The 18,398-nt window shown below is 41.4% G+C and carries 17 protein-coding genes and 2 pseudogenes; 17 read left to right on the top strand and 2 right to left on the bottom strand.

The window, feature by feature from the left end:
- The 10 genes and pseudogenes from HT696_RS08295 to HT696_RS10920 form a co-directional block, all read left to right on the top strand.
- A pseudogene (locus HT696_RS08295) lies at positions 1-674 on the top strand (beta-galactosidase); the annotation flags it as partial.
- On the top strand, positions 671-1,147 hold the full coding sequence (locus HT696_RS08300; RefSeq protein ID WP_173283545.1) for a PTS system mannose/fructose/N-acetylgalactosamine-transporter subunit IIB: 477 nt from the start codon (positions 671-673) through the stop codon (positions 1,145-1,147). The pseudogene HT696_RS08295 and the gene HT696_RS08300, both read left to right, overlap by 4 nt.
- Positions 1,148-1,174: 27 nt before the next feature.
- Positions 1,175-2,080 carry a PTS mannose/fructose/sorbose/N-acetylgalactosamine transporter subunit IIC gene (locus HT696_RS08305; protein ID WP_000617006.1) on the top strand — a complete coding sequence of 302 codons (906 nt, stop codon included), beginning with the start codon at positions 1,175-1,177 and terminating at the stop codon, positions 2,078-2,080.
- The gene (locus tag HT696_RS08310; RefSeq protein WP_173282998.1) at positions 2,067-2,882 is read left to right on the top strand and encodes a PTS system mannose/fructose/sorbose family transporter subunit IID; all 816 of its coding nucleotides are present in this window, start codon (positions 2,067-2,069) and stop codon (positions 2,880-2,882) included. The genes HT696_RS08305 and HT696_RS08310 overlap by 14 nt, the downstream gene beginning before the upstream one ends.
- A 5-nt stretch (positions 2,883-2,887) precedes the next feature.
- Positions 2,888-3,292 (top strand): PTS sugar transporter subunit IIA, encoded by a 405-nt coding sequence (locus tag HT696_RS08315; RefSeq protein WP_173218987.1) that lies wholly within the window; start codon positions 2,888-2,890, stop codon positions 3,290-3,292.
- Between the two features lie 99 nt (positions 3,293-3,391).
- Positions 3,392-4,558, top strand: coding sequence for an SIS domain-containing protein (locus HT696_RS08320; protein WP_173218985.1), 1,167 nt, complete (start codon positions 3,392-3,394; stop codon positions 4,556-4,558).
- 116 nt (positions 4,559-4,674) lie between these two features.
- Positions 4,675-5,712: an aldose epimerase family protein gene (locus tag HT696_RS08325; RefSeq protein ID WP_173283546.1), complete on the top strand. Its 1,038-nt coding sequence runs from the start codon at positions 4,675-4,677 to the stop codon at positions 5,710-5,712.
- A 135-nt stretch (positions 5,713-5,847) separates the two neighbouring features.
- Entirely contained in the window at positions 5,848-7,035 is a 1,188-nt protein-coding gene (locus HT696_RS08330) for a CAP domain-containing protein (protein ID WP_173283547.1), read from the top strand.
- A gap of 473 nt (positions 7,036-7,508) precedes the next feature.
- Positions 7,509-7,973 (top strand): ATPase, encoded by a 465-nt coding sequence (locus HT696_RS10915; RefSeq protein ID WP_173283548.1) that lies wholly within the window; start codon positions 7,509-7,511, stop codon positions 7,971-7,973.
- A gap of 668 nt (positions 7,974-8,641) precedes the next feature.
- A pseudogene (locus HT696_RS10920) lies at positions 8,642-9,319 on the top strand (hypothetical protein); the annotation flags it as partial.
- 225 nt (positions 9,320-9,544) lie between these two features.
- Here the strand turns inward: HT696_RS10920 and HT696_RS08345 are convergent.
- Together HT696_RS08345 and HT696_RS08350 are read right to left on the bottom strand one after the other, a co-directional pair.
- Complete coding sequence (locus HT696_RS08345) at positions 9,545-10,228, bottom strand: DUF4956 domain-containing protein (RefSeq protein ID WP_173283550.1); 684 nt, start codon at positions 10,226-10,228, stop codon at positions 9,545-9,547.
- Positions 10,221-10,997, bottom strand: a complete 777-nt coding sequence (locus tag HT696_RS08350) for a polyphosphate polymerase domain-containing protein (protein WP_173283551.1) — start codon at positions 10,995-10,997, stop codon at positions 10,221-10,223. Before HT696_RS08350 ends, HT696_RS08345 begins: the two co-directional genes overlap by 8 nt.
- A gap of 229 nt (positions 10,998-11,226) precedes the next feature.
- On the opposite strand from HT696_RS08350, the gene HT696_RS08355 reads away from it, so the two are divergent.
- The 7 genes from HT696_RS08355 to HT696_RS08390 all read left to right on the top strand — a co-directional run bounded on the left by HT696_RS08355 (position 11,227) and on the right by HT696_RS08390 (position 18,213).
- Positions 11,227-12,465 (top strand): carbohydrate-binding domain-containing protein, encoded by a 1,239-nt coding sequence (locus tag HT696_RS08355; RefSeq protein ID WP_173283552.1) that lies wholly within the window; start codon positions 11,227-11,229, stop codon positions 12,463-12,465.
- Positions 12,466-12,705: 240 nt separating this feature from the next.
- Complete coding sequence (locus HT696_RS08360; RefSeq protein ID WP_173283553.1) at positions 12,706-13,560, top strand: VOC family protein; 855 nt, start codon at positions 12,706-12,708, stop codon at positions 13,558-13,560.
- A 106-nt stretch (positions 13,561-13,666) separates the two neighbouring features.
- Positions 13,667-14,224, top strand: coding sequence for a sugar O-acetyltransferase (locus HT696_RS08365; protein WP_173283554.1), 558 nt, complete (start codon positions 13,667-13,669; stop codon positions 14,222-14,224).
- Positions 14,225-14,459: 235 nt separating this feature from the next.
- Positions 14,460-14,669: a hypothetical protein gene (locus HT696_RS08375; RefSeq protein ID WP_173283555.1), complete on the top strand. Its 210-nt coding sequence runs from the start codon at positions 14,460-14,462 to the stop codon at positions 14,667-14,669.
- 224 nt (positions 14,670-14,893) lie between these two features.
- Positions 14,894-15,658: a nucleoside phosphorylase gene (locus tag HT696_RS08380; protein ID WP_173283556.1), complete on the top strand. Its 765-nt coding sequence runs from the start codon at positions 14,894-14,896 to the stop codon at positions 15,656-15,658.
- A gap of 496 nt (positions 15,659-16,154) precedes the next feature.
- A complete protein-coding gene (locus tag HT696_RS08385; RefSeq protein WP_173283557.1) occupies positions 16,155-17,534 on the top strand; it encodes a potassium transporter TrkG in 1,380 nt (459 codons plus the stop codon).
- Positions 17,535-17,547: 13 nt separating this feature from the next.
- A complete protein-coding gene (locus HT696_RS08390; protein WP_050226157.1) occupies positions 17,548-18,213 on the top strand; it encodes a TrkA family potassium uptake protein in 666 nt (221 codons plus the stop codon).
- The last annotated feature ends 185 nt before the right edge of the window (positions 18,214-18,398 follow it).

Genomic DNA, 18,398 nt, shown 5'->3' on the forward strand with positions numbered 1-18,398 from the left:
TTAGTTTGGGAATTTACCAGTTGGGACAAAGCTATGGCTACCTACTCTATCGAACAGAAACAAACTGGGATGCAGAAGAAGAAAGACTTCGTATCATTGATGGTCGAGATAGGGCCCAGCTGTATGTCGATGGTCAGTGGGTTAAAACCCAATATCAGACAGAGATTGGGGAAGATATTTTCTATCAAGGTGAAAAGAAAGCGTTATCTAGGATTGATATATTGATAGAAAATATGGGGCGTGTCAACTATGGGCATAAGTTCTTAGCGGATACGCAACGTAAGGGAATTCGGACAGGGGTTTGTAAGGATTTGCATTTCTTACTAAACTGGAAACACTATCCACTCCCACTAGACAATCCTGAGAAAATTGATTTTTCAAAAGGATGGACTCAAGGACAACCAGCCTTTTATGCTTATGACTTTACAGTCCAAGAGCCAAAAGATACTTACCTAGACTTGTCTGAGTTTGGTAAGGGAGTTGCCTTTGTCAATGGGCAGAATCTAGGACGTTTTTGGAACGTCGGCCCAACACTCTCGCTTTATATTCCTCATAGCTATCTCAAGGAAGGTGCCAACCGCATCATCATCTTTGAAACAGAGGGCCAATATAAAGAAGAGATTCATTTAACTCGTAAACCTACACTAAAACACATAAAGGGGGAAAACTTATGACAATTGTAGGATGCCGTATCGATGGACGTTTGATCCACGGACAAGTAGCCAATCTTTGGGCTGGGAAACTAAATGTTTCACGTATTATGGTTGTAGATAACGAAGTTGTCAACAATGACGTTGAAAAGAGTGGTTTGAAACTTGCGACACCACCAGGTGTAAAATTGAGTATTTTGCCAGTTGAGAAAGCCGCAGCCAATATTCTTGCTGGTAAATACGATAGCCAACGTCTCTTTATCGTGGCTCGTAAGCCAGACCGCTTCCTTGGTTTGGTAGAAGCAGGTGTACCACTTGAAACCCTTAATGTTGGGAATATGTCTCAAACACCAGAAACTCGTTCTATTACACGTTCTATCAACGTAGTGGACAAGGATGTGGAAGACTTCCGCAAACTAGCAGAAAAAGGTGTTAAACTTACTGCTCAAATGGTTCCAAATGATCCAATTTCAGACTTTTTGAGCTTATTAAAATAGGAAAAAATTTTTTAGGAGGTCATTGTTATGATACAATGGTGGCAAATTTTACTTCTCACTTTGTACTCAGCTTATCAAATCTGTGATGAGTTGACGATCGTTTCATCTGCAGGTTCTCCTGTATTTGCTGGTTTCATTACTGGTTTAATCATGGGAGATGTGACTACTGGTTTGCTTATCGGTGGTAACTTGCAACTGTTCGTTCTTGGGGTTGGTACCTTCGGTGGTGCTTCTCGTATCGACGCAACTTCTGGTGCGGTTCTTGCGACAGCCTTCTCTGTTTCACAAGGAATTGATGCACCGCTTGCAATTACTACAATCGCTGTACCAGTAGCAGCTCTCTTGACTTACTTCGACGTTCTTGGACGTATGACTACTACCTTCTTCGCTCACCGTGTGGATGCTGCAATCGAACGCTATGACTATAAAGGTATTGAACGCAACTACTTACTTGGTGCGATTCCGTGGGCTCTATCTCGTGCCCTTCCAGTCTTCTTTGCCCTTGCTTTTGGTGGTGAATTTGTACAAGGCGTAGTAGACTTCGTTACAGAATACCAATGGGTTGCAGATGGTTTGACACTTGCAGGACGTATGCTTCCAGGTCTTGGATTTGCAATCTTGCTTCGTTACCTTCCAGTTAAACGTAACCTTCACTACCTTGCTATGGGATTTGGTTTGACAGCTATGTTGACTGTTCTTTACTCATATGTAACAGGTCTTGGTGGCGCTGTTGCTGGTATCGTAGGTACTCTTCCTGCTGAAGTTGCTGAAAAAATTGGTTTCGTGAACAACTTCAAAGGTTTGTCTATGATTGGTATCTCTATCGTAGGTATCTTCCTTGCAGTGCTTCACTTCAAAAATAGCCAAAAAGTAGCTGTAGCAGCACCTTCTACACCATCAGAAAGTGGGGAAATCGAAGATGACGAATTCTAATTACAAACTAACAAAAGAAGATTTTAATCAAATCAACAAACGTAGCTTGTTTACTTTCCAATTAGGTTGGAACTACGAACGTATGCAAGCTTCTGGTTACCTTTACATGATCTTGCCTCAATTGCGTAAAATGTATGGTGATGGAACTCCTGAATTGAAAGAAATGATGAAAGTTCATACTCAATTCTTCAATACTTCACCATTCTTCCATACCATTATCGCTGGTTTTGACCTTGCCATGGAAGAAAAAGATGGTGTAGGTTCAAAAGACGCCGTTAACGGTATCAAGACAGGTTTGATGGGACCATTCGCTCCTCTTGGGGATACAATCTTTGGTTCACTTGTACCTGCTATCATGGGGTCAGTCGCAGCAACTATGGCTATCGCTGGTCAACCTTGGGGTATCTTCCTTTGGATTGCAGTTGCAGTAGCGTATGACATCTTCCGTTGGAAACAGTTGGAATTTGCCTACAAAGAAGGGGTTAACCTTATCAACAACATGCAAAGTACTTTGACAGCTTTGATTGACGCTGCATCTGTACTTGGTGTCTTCATGATGGGTGCTCTTGTAGCAACAGTGATTAACTTTGAAATTTCTTACAAGTTGCCAATCGGTGAAAAGATGATTGATTTCCAAGACATCTTGAACCAAATCTTCCCACGTTTGCTTCCAGCAATCTTTACTGCCTTTATCTTCTGGTTGCTTGGTAAGAAAGGTATGAACTCTACTAAAGCTATCGGTATTATTATCGTACTTGCTTTGGTTCTTTCTGCCCTTGGTCACTTTGCACTTGGAATGTAATTTTTATGGCGAAATCATTGATTTTGGTGAGCCATGGTCGCTTCTGTGAAGAGCTTAAAGGTAGTACGGAAATGATTATGGGCCCACAAGACAACATTCATACAGTAGCTCTTCTTCCAGAAGATGGGCCAGAAGACTTTACTGCAAAATTCGAAGCTGCTATTGAAGGATTGGATGATTTCCTAGTCTTTGCGGATCTTCTCGGTGGGACACCTTGTAACGTGGTAAGCCGTTTGATTATGGAAGGTCGTGACATCGAACTTTACGCAGGGATGAATCTTCCAATGGTGATTGAATTTATCAATGCGAGCCTTACAGGCGCAGATGCGGACTATAAGAACCGTGCTGCAGAAAGCATTGTGAAAGTTAATGACCTGTTAGCGGGCTTCGATGATGACGAAGATGAATAAGATGTGACAACGTGAACATCGTCAGAACAACTTATATAGAATATACATGGGAATGGGGCTTACTCCCATTCCCATATTTGATAGAAAAAGAGGAACTCAATGCTACATTATACAAAAGAAGACTTGATCGAATTGGGTGCAGAAATCACTACACGTGAAATCTACCAACAGCCTGACGTATGGAAAGAAGCTTTTGAATCTTATCAAGCAAAAGGTGAAGAAATTGCAGCCTTCCTACAAGGGATTGCTGATAAACATGACTATATCAAGGTTATTTTGACAGGTGCTGGGACTTCTGCTTATGTGGGAGATACCTTGGTGCCTTACTTTAAGGAAGTCTATGACGAACGCAAATGGAATTTCAATGCTATTGCGACCACAGATATTGTTGCCAATCCAGAAACTTATTTGAAAAAAGATGTGGCAACTGTCCTAGTATCTTTTGCTCGCAGCGGAAATTCACCTGAAAGTGTGGCGACTGTTGATTTGGCCAAGGCCTTGGTGGATGAGCTTTACCAAGTGACGATTACGTGTGCAACGGACGGTAAATTGGCTCTTCAAGCCCACGGTGATGACCGTAATCTCTTGCTCTTGCAACCAGCTGCTTCTAATGACGCTGGATTTGCTATGACCTCTAGCTTTACGTCTATGATGTTGACAGCTCTCTTGGTCTTTGATCCTACAGAATTTGCTGTGAAAGCTGAACGTTTTGAAGTTGTATCTAGTCTTGCCCGTAAAATCCTAGACAATCCAGAAGATGTCAAAGAACTTGTTGACCTAGACTTTAACCGTGTCATCTACCTTGGTGCAGGTCCTTTCTTTGGACTTGCTCATGAAGCTCAGCTCAAGATTTTGGAATTGACAGCTGGCCAAGTGGCGACCATGTATGAAAGTCCAGTTGGCTTCCGTCACGGTCCAAAATCTCTGATCAACGAAGATACAGTTGTCTTGGTCTTTGGGACAACGACAGACTACACTCGTAAGTACGACTTGGACTTGGTTCGTGAGGTTGCTGGTGACCAGATTGCTCGTCGTGTTGTGCTTTTGAGTGATCAAGCCTTTGGTCTTGAAAATGTCAAAGAAGTGGCCCTTGGTTGTGGCGGTGTCTTGAATGATATTTACCGTGTCTTCCCTTACATCGTTTATGCTCAACTCTTTGCCCTATTGACTTCACTTAAGGTCGAAAATAAACCAGATACACCGTCTCCTACTGGTACAGTAAACCGTGTGGTACAAGGTGTTATCATCCACGAATATCAAAAGTAAGACAGTGTTTATGAATTCTTGATAAAGGAGTTTGTAAATCATACAAGTAAACCATAGATTGTCAATTCGCTTTCTATGGTTTGTTTGATTGAGAGAAATAGTAAAAGGAGAACAGAATGAAAGCATACACAGAGCGTGTGTTTGGAAATGTTGAGGGACAAGATGTCTTGGCCTATCGATTTGAGACGGACGGTGGTTACCAGCTTGAGGTCATGACTTATGGTGCGACCATCTTGCGCTATGTTACACCTGATAAGGCTGGAAATTTTGCCAACGTTATCTTGGGATTTGATGACTTTGATAGCTATGTAGGCAATAGTCCCAAGCATGGAGCTAGTGTGGGTCCCGTGGCAGGTCGTATCGCAGGTGCAATCTTTGAGCTTAATGGCAAGACCTATGACCTTGAAGTCAACAATGCTAGCAACTGTAACCACAGTGGTTCAACTGGTTGGGATTCCAGCTTGTTTGAAGTTGAAGAAGTAAGCGACCATGGCTTGACCTTCTACACAGAGCGCACAGATGGGACAGGAGGATTTCCTGGCAATCTTAAAATCTGGATTAGCTACAACTTGGAAGAAACTGGTGCCTATGAAATCAGCTACAAGGTAACAACAGATCAGGATACGCTGGTCAATCCAACCAACCACAGCTATTTCAACTTGTCTGGTGATTTCACGCAGACCATTGACCGCCATGTCTTCCAACTAAACACAGAGGGCATTTATCCAATTGCTCCCGACGGTGTTCCAGCCAAAACTCCAGATGCCAATCGTGATGTGGTCAAACACATCTACAATGGTGCCTTGTTGAAGGATATCTTTGCAGAAGAAGATGAGCAAATCCAGCTGGTATCTGGTTTGGATCATCCATTTGCCCTTCCTGCAGGTCATGATAATGCTGGTTTCCTTTATGACCAAAACTCAGGTCGCTTCCTGCTCTTCAAGACAGAGGCTCCTTGCTTTGTAGTCTACACAGCAAACTTTGTGGATGAGAGTGTCATCATAAGAGGTCAGCCAATGGTACAGCACAATGGGATTGCCCTTGAAGCGCAAGCTTTACCAGATGCCATTCACAGTAACCTCAAAGACCAAGTCATTCTCAAAGCCGGTCAAATCTTTACAAGTAAGACACGTTATGAGCTTGTTGTGAAATAAAAGAATCATTGCGCCTACTTTTGGGATTTAGGAATAGGTAAGCAGAGACAAATAGTAGGAAAATATGATATAATTAAACGTTGAAAGGTATCTGTTAAGATAATATTCAAACTACAATAAGGAGTAAGAAAGAAAATGAAGAAAATTGTATTTGCTAGCGCCTTAGCCTTGACCTTGGCAGGAGCAGTTTTGACAAATGATGTTTTTGCGAATGACAGACTGGTTGCAACACAATCTACTGATGGTAATGTATTGACCTCAGAGGTGCTAAAACCTTCTAGTGGCAATGTTTTGGTTGGAATCAAAGGAGAATTTGTGGCTCCTCATCAACAATCTATTTTGGATGCCATTAATGCTATTCGTAAAGAAGCAGCGGACGAAGGTTTGGTAGATAAGTATGTCCCTGTCAAATGGTCAGTTGACCATGAGAAAACGGCTTTTGTACGCGCTGCTGAGGTATCCGTTGCGCTGAAGGCTGAACGTCTTTCCAGTAAAAACAACTGGACTGCCTTTCCAGCTGGTAATAGCCTAAGTGGAGAAGCTTTAGATTTGAATCCTGAAGGATTTCTAAAAGCCATTGAAAATTGGCATGCTGAAAAGGCGCAATATGTGGCGAAAAAGAAAGATAAAACATCAAAAGAATTTTCATCTTATTATGAGAACTTGATTAACCCTAAATTTACCCATGTGGGTCTTGCTGCTTTTAAAAATGCAGCTAGTCCTCAGAAGGCAGCAACGGTTGCTCTGGCTCTAGGAACTACGACTTCTTCGGAGGAATTGGCTGGTGGATATGGTTCTGCTGTTCAGTACACAGAAGTGACTGCCTCAAACCTTTCAACAGTTAAAAGTAAAGCCATAGTTGTAGAAACACCGCTGAAAGATTTCAGAAAATCCACGTCTGATCAGTCTGGCTGGGTGCAGTCTAATGGCAAGTGGTATTTTTATGAGTCTGGTGATGTGAAGACAGGCTGGTTGAAAACAGGTGGTCAATGGTACTACTTGAATGACCTAGGTGTCATGCAGACTGGATTTGTAGAAGTTGACGGATCGGTGTATTATCTAAGTAACTCAGGCGCTATGTTTACAGGCTGGGGAACAGATGGTAGCAGATGGTTCTACTTTGATGGCTCAGGAGCTATGAAAACAGGCTGGTACAAGGAAAATGGTACCTGGTATTACCTTGATGAAGAAGGGATCATGAAGACGGGTTGGTTTAAAGTAGGTCAACACTGGTACTATGCCTACGGTTCTGGAGCTTTGGCAGTGAGCACAACAACACCAGATGGTTACCGTGTAAATGGTAATGGTGAATGGGTAAGCTAGGATGAACATGCTGACTGAGAGGTAAGTTATCCGTCTCACTAGCAACAAGAATGAACGATAAGAAAGAGGTTGATGGCGAACATTGACCTCTTTTTTGGAGTGTCTCGAGTCAGTTGCTACTTACTGAAAATAAGAACGAGTCATCATCCATCGCAAATATGCAAGACTATTCCTAATTCAGAAATCAACCTTTTGATATATGGTAATGTGAGTTTTATCTGCAATCGAAAAGCAAATACACACCTTGTCTTTGAAGTCAAGTGAGTATAAAAGAGAAACTCTAAGGGAGAGAATGTAAAGAAATACAAAAGTTTTCAAAACGATTTTCATAAAAACTTTGATAAAACAAATAAAATTCCGAACAAAAATGTAACAAAAATTTAATATAAAACACTTGACAAAGATTTGTGGGGGGGGGTATACTTAATATAAGTATAGTCTAAAAATGATTATCAGAAAAGAGGTAAATTTAGATGAATAAGAAAAAAATGATTTTAACAAGTCTAGCCAGTGTCGCTATCTTAGGAGCTGGTTTTGTTGCGTCTCCACCAGTAACTGTGAAAGCGGAGGTGGCATCTACAGCATCTGCTTCATCTACCGTAGAACAGGCAAAGAGCAAGGTTGCTGAGGCAGAAAAAAATGTGGCCGAAGCTCAGAAAAATTACGATGAAGCTCAGAAAAAAGCCGAAGAAAAGGCAAATGCCGTTCGAAAAATAGATGAAGAACGGCAAATAATTAATGGAGAGCTGCAGAAAGCTTATCTTGAACTAAGACAAGCACAAGAAGAAAAAAATAAATATCCAAACCAACCGGAATACACTAAAAAATTTAATGAAGCGAATAAAAAAGTAGATGAAACAACAACAAAACAGAAAGCTAAGGATGAAGAATATACAAAAAAATGTATGAGTCTATTCCTGAAGTCACTCCTCTGTTGAAAGAATTAAATATCGAAAAAAACAAACTCGAAGTTGCCAAGCGACAACTTGAGGCGGCTGAAAAGGCTGAGAAAGAAGCCGAAGTAGCTGCTCAAAAAGAATTCTTATCTAATTTTGATAAAGCTTTAGAAACTACAGTTAAAGAATTAGAAGAAGATTTAAAAAATGCAAAAAATGATCCAGAATTAGAAAAACAAATTCAAGGGTTTATTGATGAATTAAAAAAACGAGCTGCAGATAAGAAGGCTGATTATGAAAAACGCTTCAAAGAAGGTCTAACTGCAGAAGACGCTGAAAAAGAAATAGAAGAAAAAGCTAAAGAAGAGGAAGTTGCAGAAGAAAAAGAAGCTAAGGAAGAAGCAGCTGCCCAAAAAGAATTTTTAGCTAATTACGATAAAGCTTTAGAAGCTACAATTAAAGAGCTAGAAAAAGCTGATACGAAAAATAATCCAGAACTAGAAGCACAAAAACAAAAAACGATTGAAGCATTAAAGAAAGAAGCAGCTGAAACGAGAGCTAAAATTGTAGAAGGTTTCAAAAATGGATTAACTGCTGAAGATGCTGAAGAAGCAATAGATGAAGCTAATAAAAAAGCTGCAGAAGAAGATAAAGCTAAAGAAAAACCAGCTCCAGCTCCTCAACCAGAGAAAACAGACGATCAAAGAGCTGAGGAAGACTATGCTCGTAAATCGGAAGAAGCATATAACCGCTTGATTCAACAGCAACCGCCAAAAACTGAAACTCCAGCACAACCTTCTGTTCCTGCAAGACCATCTAATCCGACATATGTCCCTTCATACTCATCATATGTTCCATCATACAGCTCATATTCTGTAGTAAAACCAGCACAACCAGCCACTCCAAAAACAGGTTGGAAACAAGAAAACGGTATGTGGTACTTCTACAATACTGATGGTTCAATGGCGAAAGGATGGCTACAAGACAACGGTTCATGGTACTACCTCAACGCTAGTGGTGCTATGGTAACAGGTTGGCTCCAAAACAATGGCTCATGGTACTACCTCAACGCTAATGGTGCTATGGCGACAGGATGGCTCCAATACAATGGTTCATGGTACTACCTCAACGCTAACGGCGCTATGGCAACAGGTTGGGCTAAAGTCAACGGTTCATGGTACTACCTAAATGCTAACGGTTCAATGGCAACAGGTTGGCTTAAAGATGGAGGTACTTGGTACTATCTTGAAGCGTCAGGTGCTATGAAAGCAAGCCAATGGTTCAAAGTATCAGATAAATGGTACTATGTCAATGGCTCAGGTGCCCTTGCAGTCAACACAACTGTAGATGGCTATAGAGTCAATGCCAATGGTGAATGGGTAAACTAAACCTAATATAACTAGTTAATACTGACTTCCTGTAAGAACTCTTTAAAGTATTCCCTACAAATACCATATCCTTTCAGTAGATAATATACTCTTGTAGGAAGTTTAGATTAAAAAATAACTCTGTAATCTCTAGCCTGATCTATGGCGCTAGAGACTACGGAGTTTTTTGATTGGTAAAGAATGGCGGCACTCAAGAGACTCTTAGTTTGCTATTTGATTTGAAAATTACAAATTCTTTCTCTTCTTGGCATTCTTGGTCAGGGAAACCTGGTAAGTATCCTGTTCTTTAGTGAGGTAATTGATGACTTGAAAATCATCGGTTTGAGCCTTGAAATCCACTTCGTAGACAGTGGTGACTTGTTCTCCATCATTGCTGGTATCAATCGAGATGAGGTCTAACTCAGTACAGAATTGTGCCAGTCCAGATTGGATAGTTTGAAGTTTCTCTTCTTGGTTCGCAATTGTGATGGTTAATAGTCTGCGACGTTGGTGGTTGCTCTTGCTTTGTTGTTTCTCTAAAAGAAGCCATACCGTTAAGATAAAGATAGTGAAGAGAACAGCTAAGGTTAGGTAGCCTGTCCCTGCCGCCAGCCCGATAATCATGGCAAGAAAGATAGCAATTAGTTCCCGTGAGCCACTGGTGGCTGAACGGAAACGAATAAGGCTAAAGGTTCCTGCAACGGCGATAGAGGTTCCTAAGCTGCCATTTACCAGAAAGATGACCAAGGTCATCAAGCAGGGGAGTAGGGTCAAACTAACAGCAAATTCCCGTGTATAGAGGGTACGGTGTTTGTAGGCCCATGTCAGCGCCAAACCTAAGAACAGGCTGACTAAGAGAGCTAGAAAGAGCTGGATAGGATTGGCAGTAGCAGTTGTGTCGTTGAAGATAGAGTTGAAAAGATTAGACATAAGTAGTACCTACACTTTCTGTGCTTGGTCGTGGGCTATAGTCCAGCCCCTGAGACTTGTGGTAGGCGCAGCTGTATTTTGAAAATTTCTGCTCTACCAGTCCATATTGGTCGAGAATATCTTGTAGCCATTGGGGTTTTCTACCTGGAGCTTTAATTTCCATGATGACAATGTCCTCGTTTAGTAGAGGGAAACCGTCCTTTCCTGAAAATAAACTGACATTCTCATCACGATAGGTTAGATTTTGGTCAATGGTGACACGAATTTTATTGTAGGGAAATCCGCTAATTTCTTTCTTTTCCTTGAGAGAAAAGCGGTCGTAGTAAATATACATACGAGGGATGATGGCTTGCTGATATTCCTCTTGGAGTTGCTGAATTTTTTCAATCATCATTTGGTCCTTGATGCTGCTATCCAGCTGTCCTTTGGTCATAAACTGGGTGATAGACTGGGGAGTCGACAAGAGACGATATTTTCTCCCGACACCAGTCCTGTCCTTGGATTTGATTTCTAAAAATACCTGACTATCAGGCTGGACTTGACTGAGATAGGTTCGCATCCGAATCTTTTCTTTGCGCTTAGTACCTTGGCTATCCTCTTGAATCATACCAAATTGTTCTGTATCAAAGTAGATATTAGAAATGGTAGATGTTGGATAATCATCTTCTACGAGGTATGTTTTTAAGTCTTCTATTAAATCAGCCAAGTCAGTCTTGGCAACGACATATTTGGTTTCAATTCGTTTAAAGCTTGTTTCAATTGGTTTCATAAATCCTGTCTCCTTTATCAAACTGTTTCAGCACTCTATCTGATTAGAAGATAGGTGTGTCTGGGCAAGTTGAACTTGCTTGTAATTAGTCTATGGAATTTTCCTAAAACTTTTGTTAAAGATAACTTAACTGAAACTGGACTTAAGAAAACTTTCAGAAAAAGTTCAGATTTTTTTCAGATTTTCCCTGTAAACTAAGCCCAAGCTAAATGAAAGCGAGGAAAAAGGTATGAAATCAAAAAAATGGACTCTAATCTTAACCAGTTTAACAGCTTTGACCTTGATGACAGCTTGTGGGCAGTCAACGACTAAGTCAAGTACAACTGCGGCGGCAGATACTACTGCCATCACAACTTCAACTAAAAACAGTCAATCTTCTTATTTTACAGAAAAGGACTACGATACATCTTATGATGAAAATACAGCCTCTAAGATTGAATTGTCAGGCTCATCTGCAAGTGTATCTGGAGACGGTGTGACAGTTTCTGGCTCAACAGTGACTATCTCAAAAGTAGGTACCTATGTCATTTCTGGTCAGTCTGACGGAGTGCAAATTAAAATTGCAGCTGATAAGTCTGATGATGTGAAACTTGTTCTAAAAGGTGCGACCATGACCAATACAGATGCGGCTATTTCGGCTACAAGCGCTGGTCATGTCTACTTGACTCTGGCAGAGGGAACGACAAATAGCCTGTCCGACTCAAGCTCTAACAGTGATGAAAAGGCAAATGCCGCTCTCTTTTCTAAGGTTGATTTGACCATCAATGGCTCAGGAGTTCTCAATATAGATGGCAAGAAAAGCAATGCTATCAAGGCTAACGACACCCTCCACATCACAGGTGGAACTTTTAACATTACATCGGTAGGCGATGCCTTTAATGTCAATGATGAACTTAACATCACTGGTACGACCATGACCATCGATGCCAAGGAAGATGGTGTCAAAGTTGACAATGATGACGATATGACTGTTGGAAATATGTATTTGGCGAACAATACCATAACAGTCGCAGCAGGAGATGATGGCATTCACGCTTCTGGAAATCTAGTGATTGATAGTGGTACTTACACAGTCAAGAATGCGACTGAAGGAATTGAAGGGAAATCCATTACGATCAATGGTGGAGATATAAATGTCTATGCGACAGATGATGGGGTCAATGCAGCCAATAAAAATGCCCAGCAAAGTGACATTTACTTTACTATGACAGGTGGAAATCTAACTGTAGAAGTCGGTCAAGGAGATACAGACCCAATTGACTCAAACGGGAATATCACGGTTACCGGTGGAACCATTAAATTGATAGGGCAATCAGGCTTTGACTTTGATGGAACAGCAACCTACACAGGTGGGGATATTTACATCAACGGCGAAAAACAAACTGATATTGTCAATTCTATGCCTGGAGGTGGAGGTCCGAATGGAGGTCCTCAAGGTGGCGGTCCAGCCCCTGGCGGACGAGGATAAACAAAAACGAGGCTGGGCAAGAAGTCTTTGAAATCAGAAAAACGCATAGTATCAGGTCTTGAGAAACCTTGGCACTATGTGTTTTATTGTGGGGAGATTTACTTCATTTTCTCCTGAAGTTGACTTTTTGCCCAACATCGTTTTGTCCTGCTATTTGAGTTGTTCGACTTGACTCCAAGTAAAAAAGGAGTATAATGATGTAATAAATAAAGTTACAATAAAAGAGCAAAGGAGAAATAGATGACCTACGCATACAATAGTAAGATTTATTTGGCAGAGGCAGTTTTAAATGTAAAGGATTTGGCAAGTCAGACTGCCTTCTATCATCAGATTCTAGGATTGGAAATCCTTTCTCAGACAGAATCTGAAAGTATCTTAGGAGCTGGTGGAAAGGCTTTGGTTCATTTACTGAAAACAGACAGGCTAGAGGAGGTGCAAGATCACTATGGTCTCTATCACCTAGCTATCCTTTTACCAAGTCGTGAGGATTTGGCAAATCTATTTAAGCATATAGCAGAGCTGCAAATTCAGCTAGTCGGTGGGGCGGATCATGGCTACAGTGAAGCAATCTATCTGGAAGATTTAGAAGGGAATGGGATTGAAATTTATCGGGATAAGCCTGTAGAGGACTGGGATATTCGTGAGGATGGGCGCATTGTCGGAGTGACCGAAGCCTTATCTGCTCAAGAAATATATGAGATGGGACGTAAAGTAGAACCTTTTGAGATAGCCTCTACTACGCGCATGGGGCATATCCATCTTTCTGTCAAGGATAGTCAAGGATCTAGCCAGTTTTATCAAAAGATTTTAGGATTAGAGGATAAATTTAGTCTGCCTAGCGCTAGTTGGATTGCATCTGGGGATTATCATCATCATTTAGCGGTCAACGAGTGGGGAGGAAAAAGGCTAGCCAGACGTGAACAAGGTTTACCCGGCTTGGCCTACTATGTCATTGAAGTCGCAAGCAAAGAAGAACTTCTAGCAATTGCCGAAAGAGGACAGGAAGTTGAGGCGCCTATCAAGTGGCTGACATCGAGCCAGTTGGAAATCATAGACCCAGATGGAATTGTGTCCCGTATTCGTTTAGCAAGATAGGCAAGATGTGTTGAAAATCAAAGCATAAACTGTAGGAAGTACTCCTTATCCTAGTCAGATATGTAGAAATTTTGATATGATAGTAGGGAATAAGGAGAAGAATACAATGACTAGCGAATACCAAAAAATGATAGCAGGAGAGTTTTACTGTCCATCAAACCCAGAATTGCGCGCCTTGGCTCAGGTTTCTCGCCAAAAACAGGCTGCCTTTAACAAGGAAGAAGACCCCTTAAAGGGAGCTGAAATCATTAAGGCTTGGTTTGGCTCGACTGGGAAAAATCTTTATGTCAATCCACGCCTAGTGGTCGATTATGGAGTCAATATCCATCTAGGGGAAAATTTTTATTCTAACTGGAACTTGACCATGCTGGATGTTTGTCCGATTCGTATTGGAGACAATGCCATGATTGGTCCCAACTGTCAGTTCCTGACTCCACTTCATCCGCTGGATCCACATGAGCGTAATTCAGGTATTGAGTACGGTAAGCCTATCACAATCGGAGACAATTTCTGGGCTGGTGGTGGCGTCATTGTCCTGCCTGGAGTCACACTTGGAAATAATGTCGTCGCAGGAGCAGGGGCAGTGATTACCAAGTCCTTTGGGGACAATGTTGTATTAGCTGGCAACCCTGCGCGCGTGATTAAGGAAATACCTGTGGAATAGAAGTAAAAAAGGAATAGCGGGTGTTGTTTCTTTTCTGTCATTCCCTAGTTCTTCTATAATGGAGAAAAAGGGAGTGGAGATAAAAACTTCTTCTATATTTTTTACCCAACCCACATTTACCTACTCTATATCTTAGCAAGTCTGCTTCATTGATCAATTTTAAAGCATCTCGTAATTGGGATGTTTTTTGATACAAGAAGTATTAGTGTAGGATAGAGTTTTTGTGGATGACTAGATGATGTCAATGATTTTTCTATTTATTTTCAGTCAGAGATGGTACAATAGCAAGATTGCAAACACTAGACTGCGCAGGCAGGAGGTGATCTTATGTGCTTATTTCATCGAACTTGTCTTGCTACCTATTCTTGCTGGTACACTAGCGAATGTCTTATCGGAGTGGCTTATCCGATTTGTAGCAAGCAAATGCGACAAGAAAAAGAAATAGCCTGAGCGCCTTGAGCAAGCGCAAAAAAACACCACTGGCGGCAACCGGTGGTGTTTTCTTATGTGCTTATTTCATCGAACTTTTAAGCAAGTCCATTGTACCATTAAAAAGAGTCTCTGTCAAAAATATTGTTATTGTATTGTTTTTATTCTCAGTGCATCAGCCTCTTTCTTGACACTTTGTCAGTTTTTGATACAATAGTACAAAATTAGAGGAGGTGGGTTATGATTCAGAAACATGCGATTCCCATTTTAGAGTTTGATGATAATCCTCAGGCAGTCATCATGCCCAATCACGAGGGGCTGGACTTGCACTTGCCCAAGAAATGTGTCTATGCATTTTTAGGTGAAGAGATTGACCGCTATGCGAGGGAAGTAGGGGCCAACTGTGTCGGTGAATTTATTTCTGCCACCAAGACCTATCCAGTCTATGTCATCAACTATAAGGGTGAGGAGGTCTGTCTGGCTCAGGCTCCTGTCGGTTCAGCTCCAGCATCCCAGTTTATGGATTGGTTGATTGGCTATGGTGTGGAGCAGATTATATCTACAGGTACCTGTGGTGTGCTGGCTGATATAGAAGAAAATGCCTTTCTAGTCCCTGTTCGCGCTCTGCGAGATGAAGGAGCCAGTTACCACTATGTGGCACCTTCTCGTTATATGGAAATGCAGCCAGAGGCTATTGCTGCTATTGAGCAAGTTTTGGAAACCAGAGAGATTCCCTATGAAGAAGTCATGACCTGGACGACAGACGGTTTTTACCGAGAAACGGCTGAAAAGGTAGCTTATCGCAAGGAGGAGGGCTGTGCTGTTGTGGAGATGGAGTGTTCTGCTCTTGCGGCAGTAGCTCAATTGCGTGGGGTTCTCTGGGGTGAATTGTTGTTCACAGCAGATTCCCTAGCTGACTTGGACCAGTACGATAGTCGTGATTGGGGCTCGCAAGCTTTTGATAAGGCGCTAGAACTGAGTTTAGCAAGTGTTCACCTCCTTTAGTTGTGCTGACAAAAGGTCTGTTTTATCATAAAATGTCTAGCTCATGCTTTTCAAAAATATGTTTAAACGAGGTCATCTTCCTCTTTTTGGACGCATGTTGAGATTGGGAAAAATCTTTAAAATCAGAAAAACGCATCATATCAGGTGATGAAAACTTTGATACTATGCGTTTTTATTGTGGTAATATGAAATAAAATCTCAACAAATTGATTAGGTAAGTTACATCAATTTCTAGTAATGTTTGAGAAGCTGTAGCCTACTATTTCAGATTCAAAATGGTGTGTTTCATTTTCTCCTGAAAAGTATATAGAGTAGCTGGCGTTAAAAGCTCCTGTCTTGCTTTTTTGACTTACAGTCATATTATCATGAACTCTTGAACGAGGCTTGTTCTTGCCTAAGCTATCAATAAAAAGGTGGCATTTTTTAGGCTTGGTGTTAGTAGATTTTGCCTTATCCTATCTAAGTCATTTCGAACTTTTTATGGTACAATGGAAACATGTTATTCAAATTATCTAAGGAAAAAATAGAGCTAGGCTTATCTCGTTTATCGCCAGCCCGTCGTATTTTTTTGAGTTTTGCCTTGGTCATTTTACTAGGCTCTCTTCTTTTGAGCTTGCCTTTTGTGCAAGTGACTAGCTCTCAAGCGACTTATTTTGATCATCTTTTTACAACTGTATCTATGGTCTGTGTGACAGGACTTTTTACCCAGCCTGTCGCTGACACCTACAATATTTGGGGTCAGCTCATTTGTATGTTCTTGATTCAGATTGGTGGTCTGGGGCTCATGACCTTTATTGGAGTTTTCTATATCCAGAGCAAGCAAAAGCTTAGTCTTCGTAGCCGTGCAACTATTCAGGATAGTTTTAGTTATGGAGAGACTCGATCTTTGAGAAAGTTTGTCTATTCTATTTTTCTCACGACTTTTTTGGTTGAGGGTTTAGGAGCTTTATTCCTCAGTTTTCGTTTTGTTCCTCAACTTGGCTGGGGGCGCGGTCTCTTTAGTGCTATTTTTCTAGCTATATCCGCCTTCTGTAATGCAGGTTTTGATAATTTTGGAAGTACGAGCTTGATTGCTTTTCAGACTGATCCCTTGGTCAATCTGGTCATCGCAGGCTTGATTATCACAGGTGGTCTTGGATTTATGGTCTGGTTTGACCTTGCTACGCATATAGGGAAAAAGAAAAAAGGGCGCCTGCATTTTCACACCAAACTGGTTTTATTACTGACGGTGGGGCTACTAGCTTTTGGGACGGTGAGCAGTCTGGCTCTTGAATGGAACAATGAAGGGACGATTGGCAATCTCCCTGTTGCAGATAAGGTCTTGGTCAGCTTTTTCCAAACTGTCAGCATGAGAACGGCTGGTTTTGGGACAATTGATTACAGCATGGCTCGTCCTGTTACCTTATTGATTTATATCTTGCAGATGTTTCTAGGTGGGGCTCCAGGAGGAACAGCTGGGGGGCTCAAGATTACCACATTTTTTGTCCTCTTGGTCTTTGCGCGAAGTGAGCTTTTGGGCTTGCCTCATGCCAATGTTGCGAGACGAACGATTGCGCCACGAACGGTTCAAAAATCCTTTAGTGTCTTTATTATCTTTTTGATGACCTTCTTGCTGGGCTTGATTTTACTAGGGATCACAGCCAAGGGAAATCCTCCCTTTATCCACCTCATATTTGAAACCATTTCTGCTCTTGGGACAGTCGGAGTGACGGCAAATTTAACTCCAGATTTAGGGAAATTAGCTCTAAGTGTGATTATGGTTCTCATGTTTATCGGACGAATTGGTCCCTTGACCCTGCTGGTCAGTCTAGCAGATTACCATCCAGAAAAGAAAGATATGATTCATTATATGAAAGCAGATATTAGTATTGGTTAAGAAAGGAAAGAGCATGTCAGATCGTACGATTGGAATTTTAGGCTTGGGAATTTTTGGGAGCAGTGTCCTAGCTGCCCTAGCCAAGCAGGATATGAATATTATCGCTATTGATGACCACGCAGAGCGCATCAATCAGTTTGAGCCAGTTTTGGCGCGTGGAGTGATTGGTGACATCACAGACGAAGAGTTATTGAGATCAGCAGGAATTGATACCTGCGATACCGTTGTAGTCGCGACAGGTGAAAATCTGGAGTCGAGTGTGCTTGCGGTTATGCACTGTAAGAGTTTGGGGGTACCGACTGTTATTGCCAAGGTCAAAAGTCATACAGCTAAGAAAGTGCTAGAAAAGATTGGAGCTGACTCGGTGATTTCGCCAGAGTATGAAATGGGGCAGTCCCTAGCACAGACCATTCTTTTCCATAATAGTGTTGATGTCTTTCAGTTGGATAAAAATGTCTCTATTGTGGAGATGAAGATTCCTCAGTCTTGGGCAGGTCAAAGTTTGAGTGAATTAGACCTCCGTGGCAAATACAATCTGAATATTTTGGGTTTCCGAGAGCAGGAAAATTCCCCATTGGATGTTGAATTTGGACCAGATGACCTTTTGAAGGCAGATACCTATATTTTGGCAGTCATCAACAACCAGTATTTGGATACCCTAGCAGCATTGAATTCGTAAAAGAGGGAGCTTCCCTCTTTTTTGATGCCCAATATGGCAAAGAGAGACAGAAGCCTTGTATTCTAGTAAAAGTTCTTCAAAGGCTGGACTTTATGGTAGAATAGAAAGAAGTGACAAGAGAGAGTAATACTCAATGAAAATCAAAGAGCAAACTAGGAAACTAGCCACAGGCTGCTCAAAACACT

Source organism: Streptococcus sp. 9903, assembly GCF_013276625.1.
Classification (GTDB): domain Bacteria; phylum Bacillota; class Bacilli; order Lactobacillales; family Streptococcaceae; genus Streptococcus.

Excerpts from the sequence above, each read along its gene's own strand:
- HT696_RS08300 (WP_173283545.1), top strand. The coding sequence starts at position 671 with ATGACAATTGTAGGATGCCGTATCGATGGACGTTTGATCCACGGACAA.
- HT696_RS08305 (WP_000617006.1), top strand. The coding sequence starts at position 1,175 with ATGATACAATGGTGGCAAATTTTACTTCTCACTTTGTACTCAGCTTAT.
- HT696_RS08310 (WP_173282998.1), top strand. The coding sequence starts at position 2,067 with ATGACGAATTCTAATTACAAACTAACAAAAGAAGATTTTAATCAAATC.
- HT696_RS08315 (WP_173218987.1), top strand. The coding sequence starts at position 2,888 with ATGGCGAAATCATTGATTTTGGTGAGCCATGGTCGCTTCTGTGAAGAG.
- HT696_RS08320 (WP_173218985.1), top strand. The coding sequence starts at position 3,392 with ATGCTACATTATACAAAAGAAGACTTGATCGAATTGGGTGCAGAAATC.
- HT696_RS08325 (WP_173283546.1), top strand. The coding sequence starts at position 4,675 with ATGAAAGCATACACAGAGCGTGTGTTTGGAAATGTTGAGGGACAAGAT.
- HT696_RS08330 (WP_173283547.1), top strand. The coding sequence starts at position 5,848 with ATGAAGAAAATTGTATTTGCTAGCGCCTTAGCCTTGACCTTGGCAGGA.
- HT696_RS10915 (WP_173283548.1), top strand. The coding sequence starts at position 7,509 with ATGAATAAGAAAAAAATGATTTTAACAAGTCTAGCCAGTGTCGCTATC.
- HT696_RS08345 (WP_173283550.1), bottom strand. The coding sequence starts at position 10,228 with ATGTCTAATCTTTTCAACTCTATCTTCAACGACACAACTGCTACTGCC.
- HT696_RS08350 (WP_173283551.1), bottom strand. The coding sequence starts at position 10,997 with ATGAAACCAATTGAAACAAGCTTTAAACGAATTGAAACCAAATATGTC.
- HT696_RS08355 (WP_173283552.1), top strand. The coding sequence starts at position 11,227 with ATGAAATCAAAAAAATGGACTCTAATCTTAACCAGTTTAACAGCTTTG.
- HT696_RS08360 (WP_173283553.1), top strand. The coding sequence starts at position 12,706 with ATGACCTACGCATACAATAGTAAGATTTATTTGGCAGAGGCAGTTTTA.
- HT696_RS08365 (WP_173283554.1), top strand. The coding sequence starts at position 13,667 with ATGACTAGCGAATACCAAAAAATGATAGCAGGAGAGTTTTACTGTCCA.
- HT696_RS08375 (WP_173283555.1), top strand. The coding sequence starts at position 14,460 with ATGATGTCAATGATTTTTCTATTTATTTTCAGTCAGAGATGGTACAAT.
- HT696_RS08380 (WP_173283556.1), top strand. The coding sequence starts at position 14,894 with ATGATTCAGAAACATGCGATTCCCATTTTAGAGTTTGATGATAATCCT.
- HT696_RS08385 (WP_173283557.1), top strand. The coding sequence starts at position 16,155 with ATGTTATTCAAATTATCTAAGGAAAAAATAGAGCTAGGCTTATCTCGT.
- HT696_RS08390 (WP_050226157.1), top strand. The coding sequence starts at position 17,548 with ATGTCAGATCGTACGATTGGAATTTTAGGCTTGGGAATTTTTGGGAGC.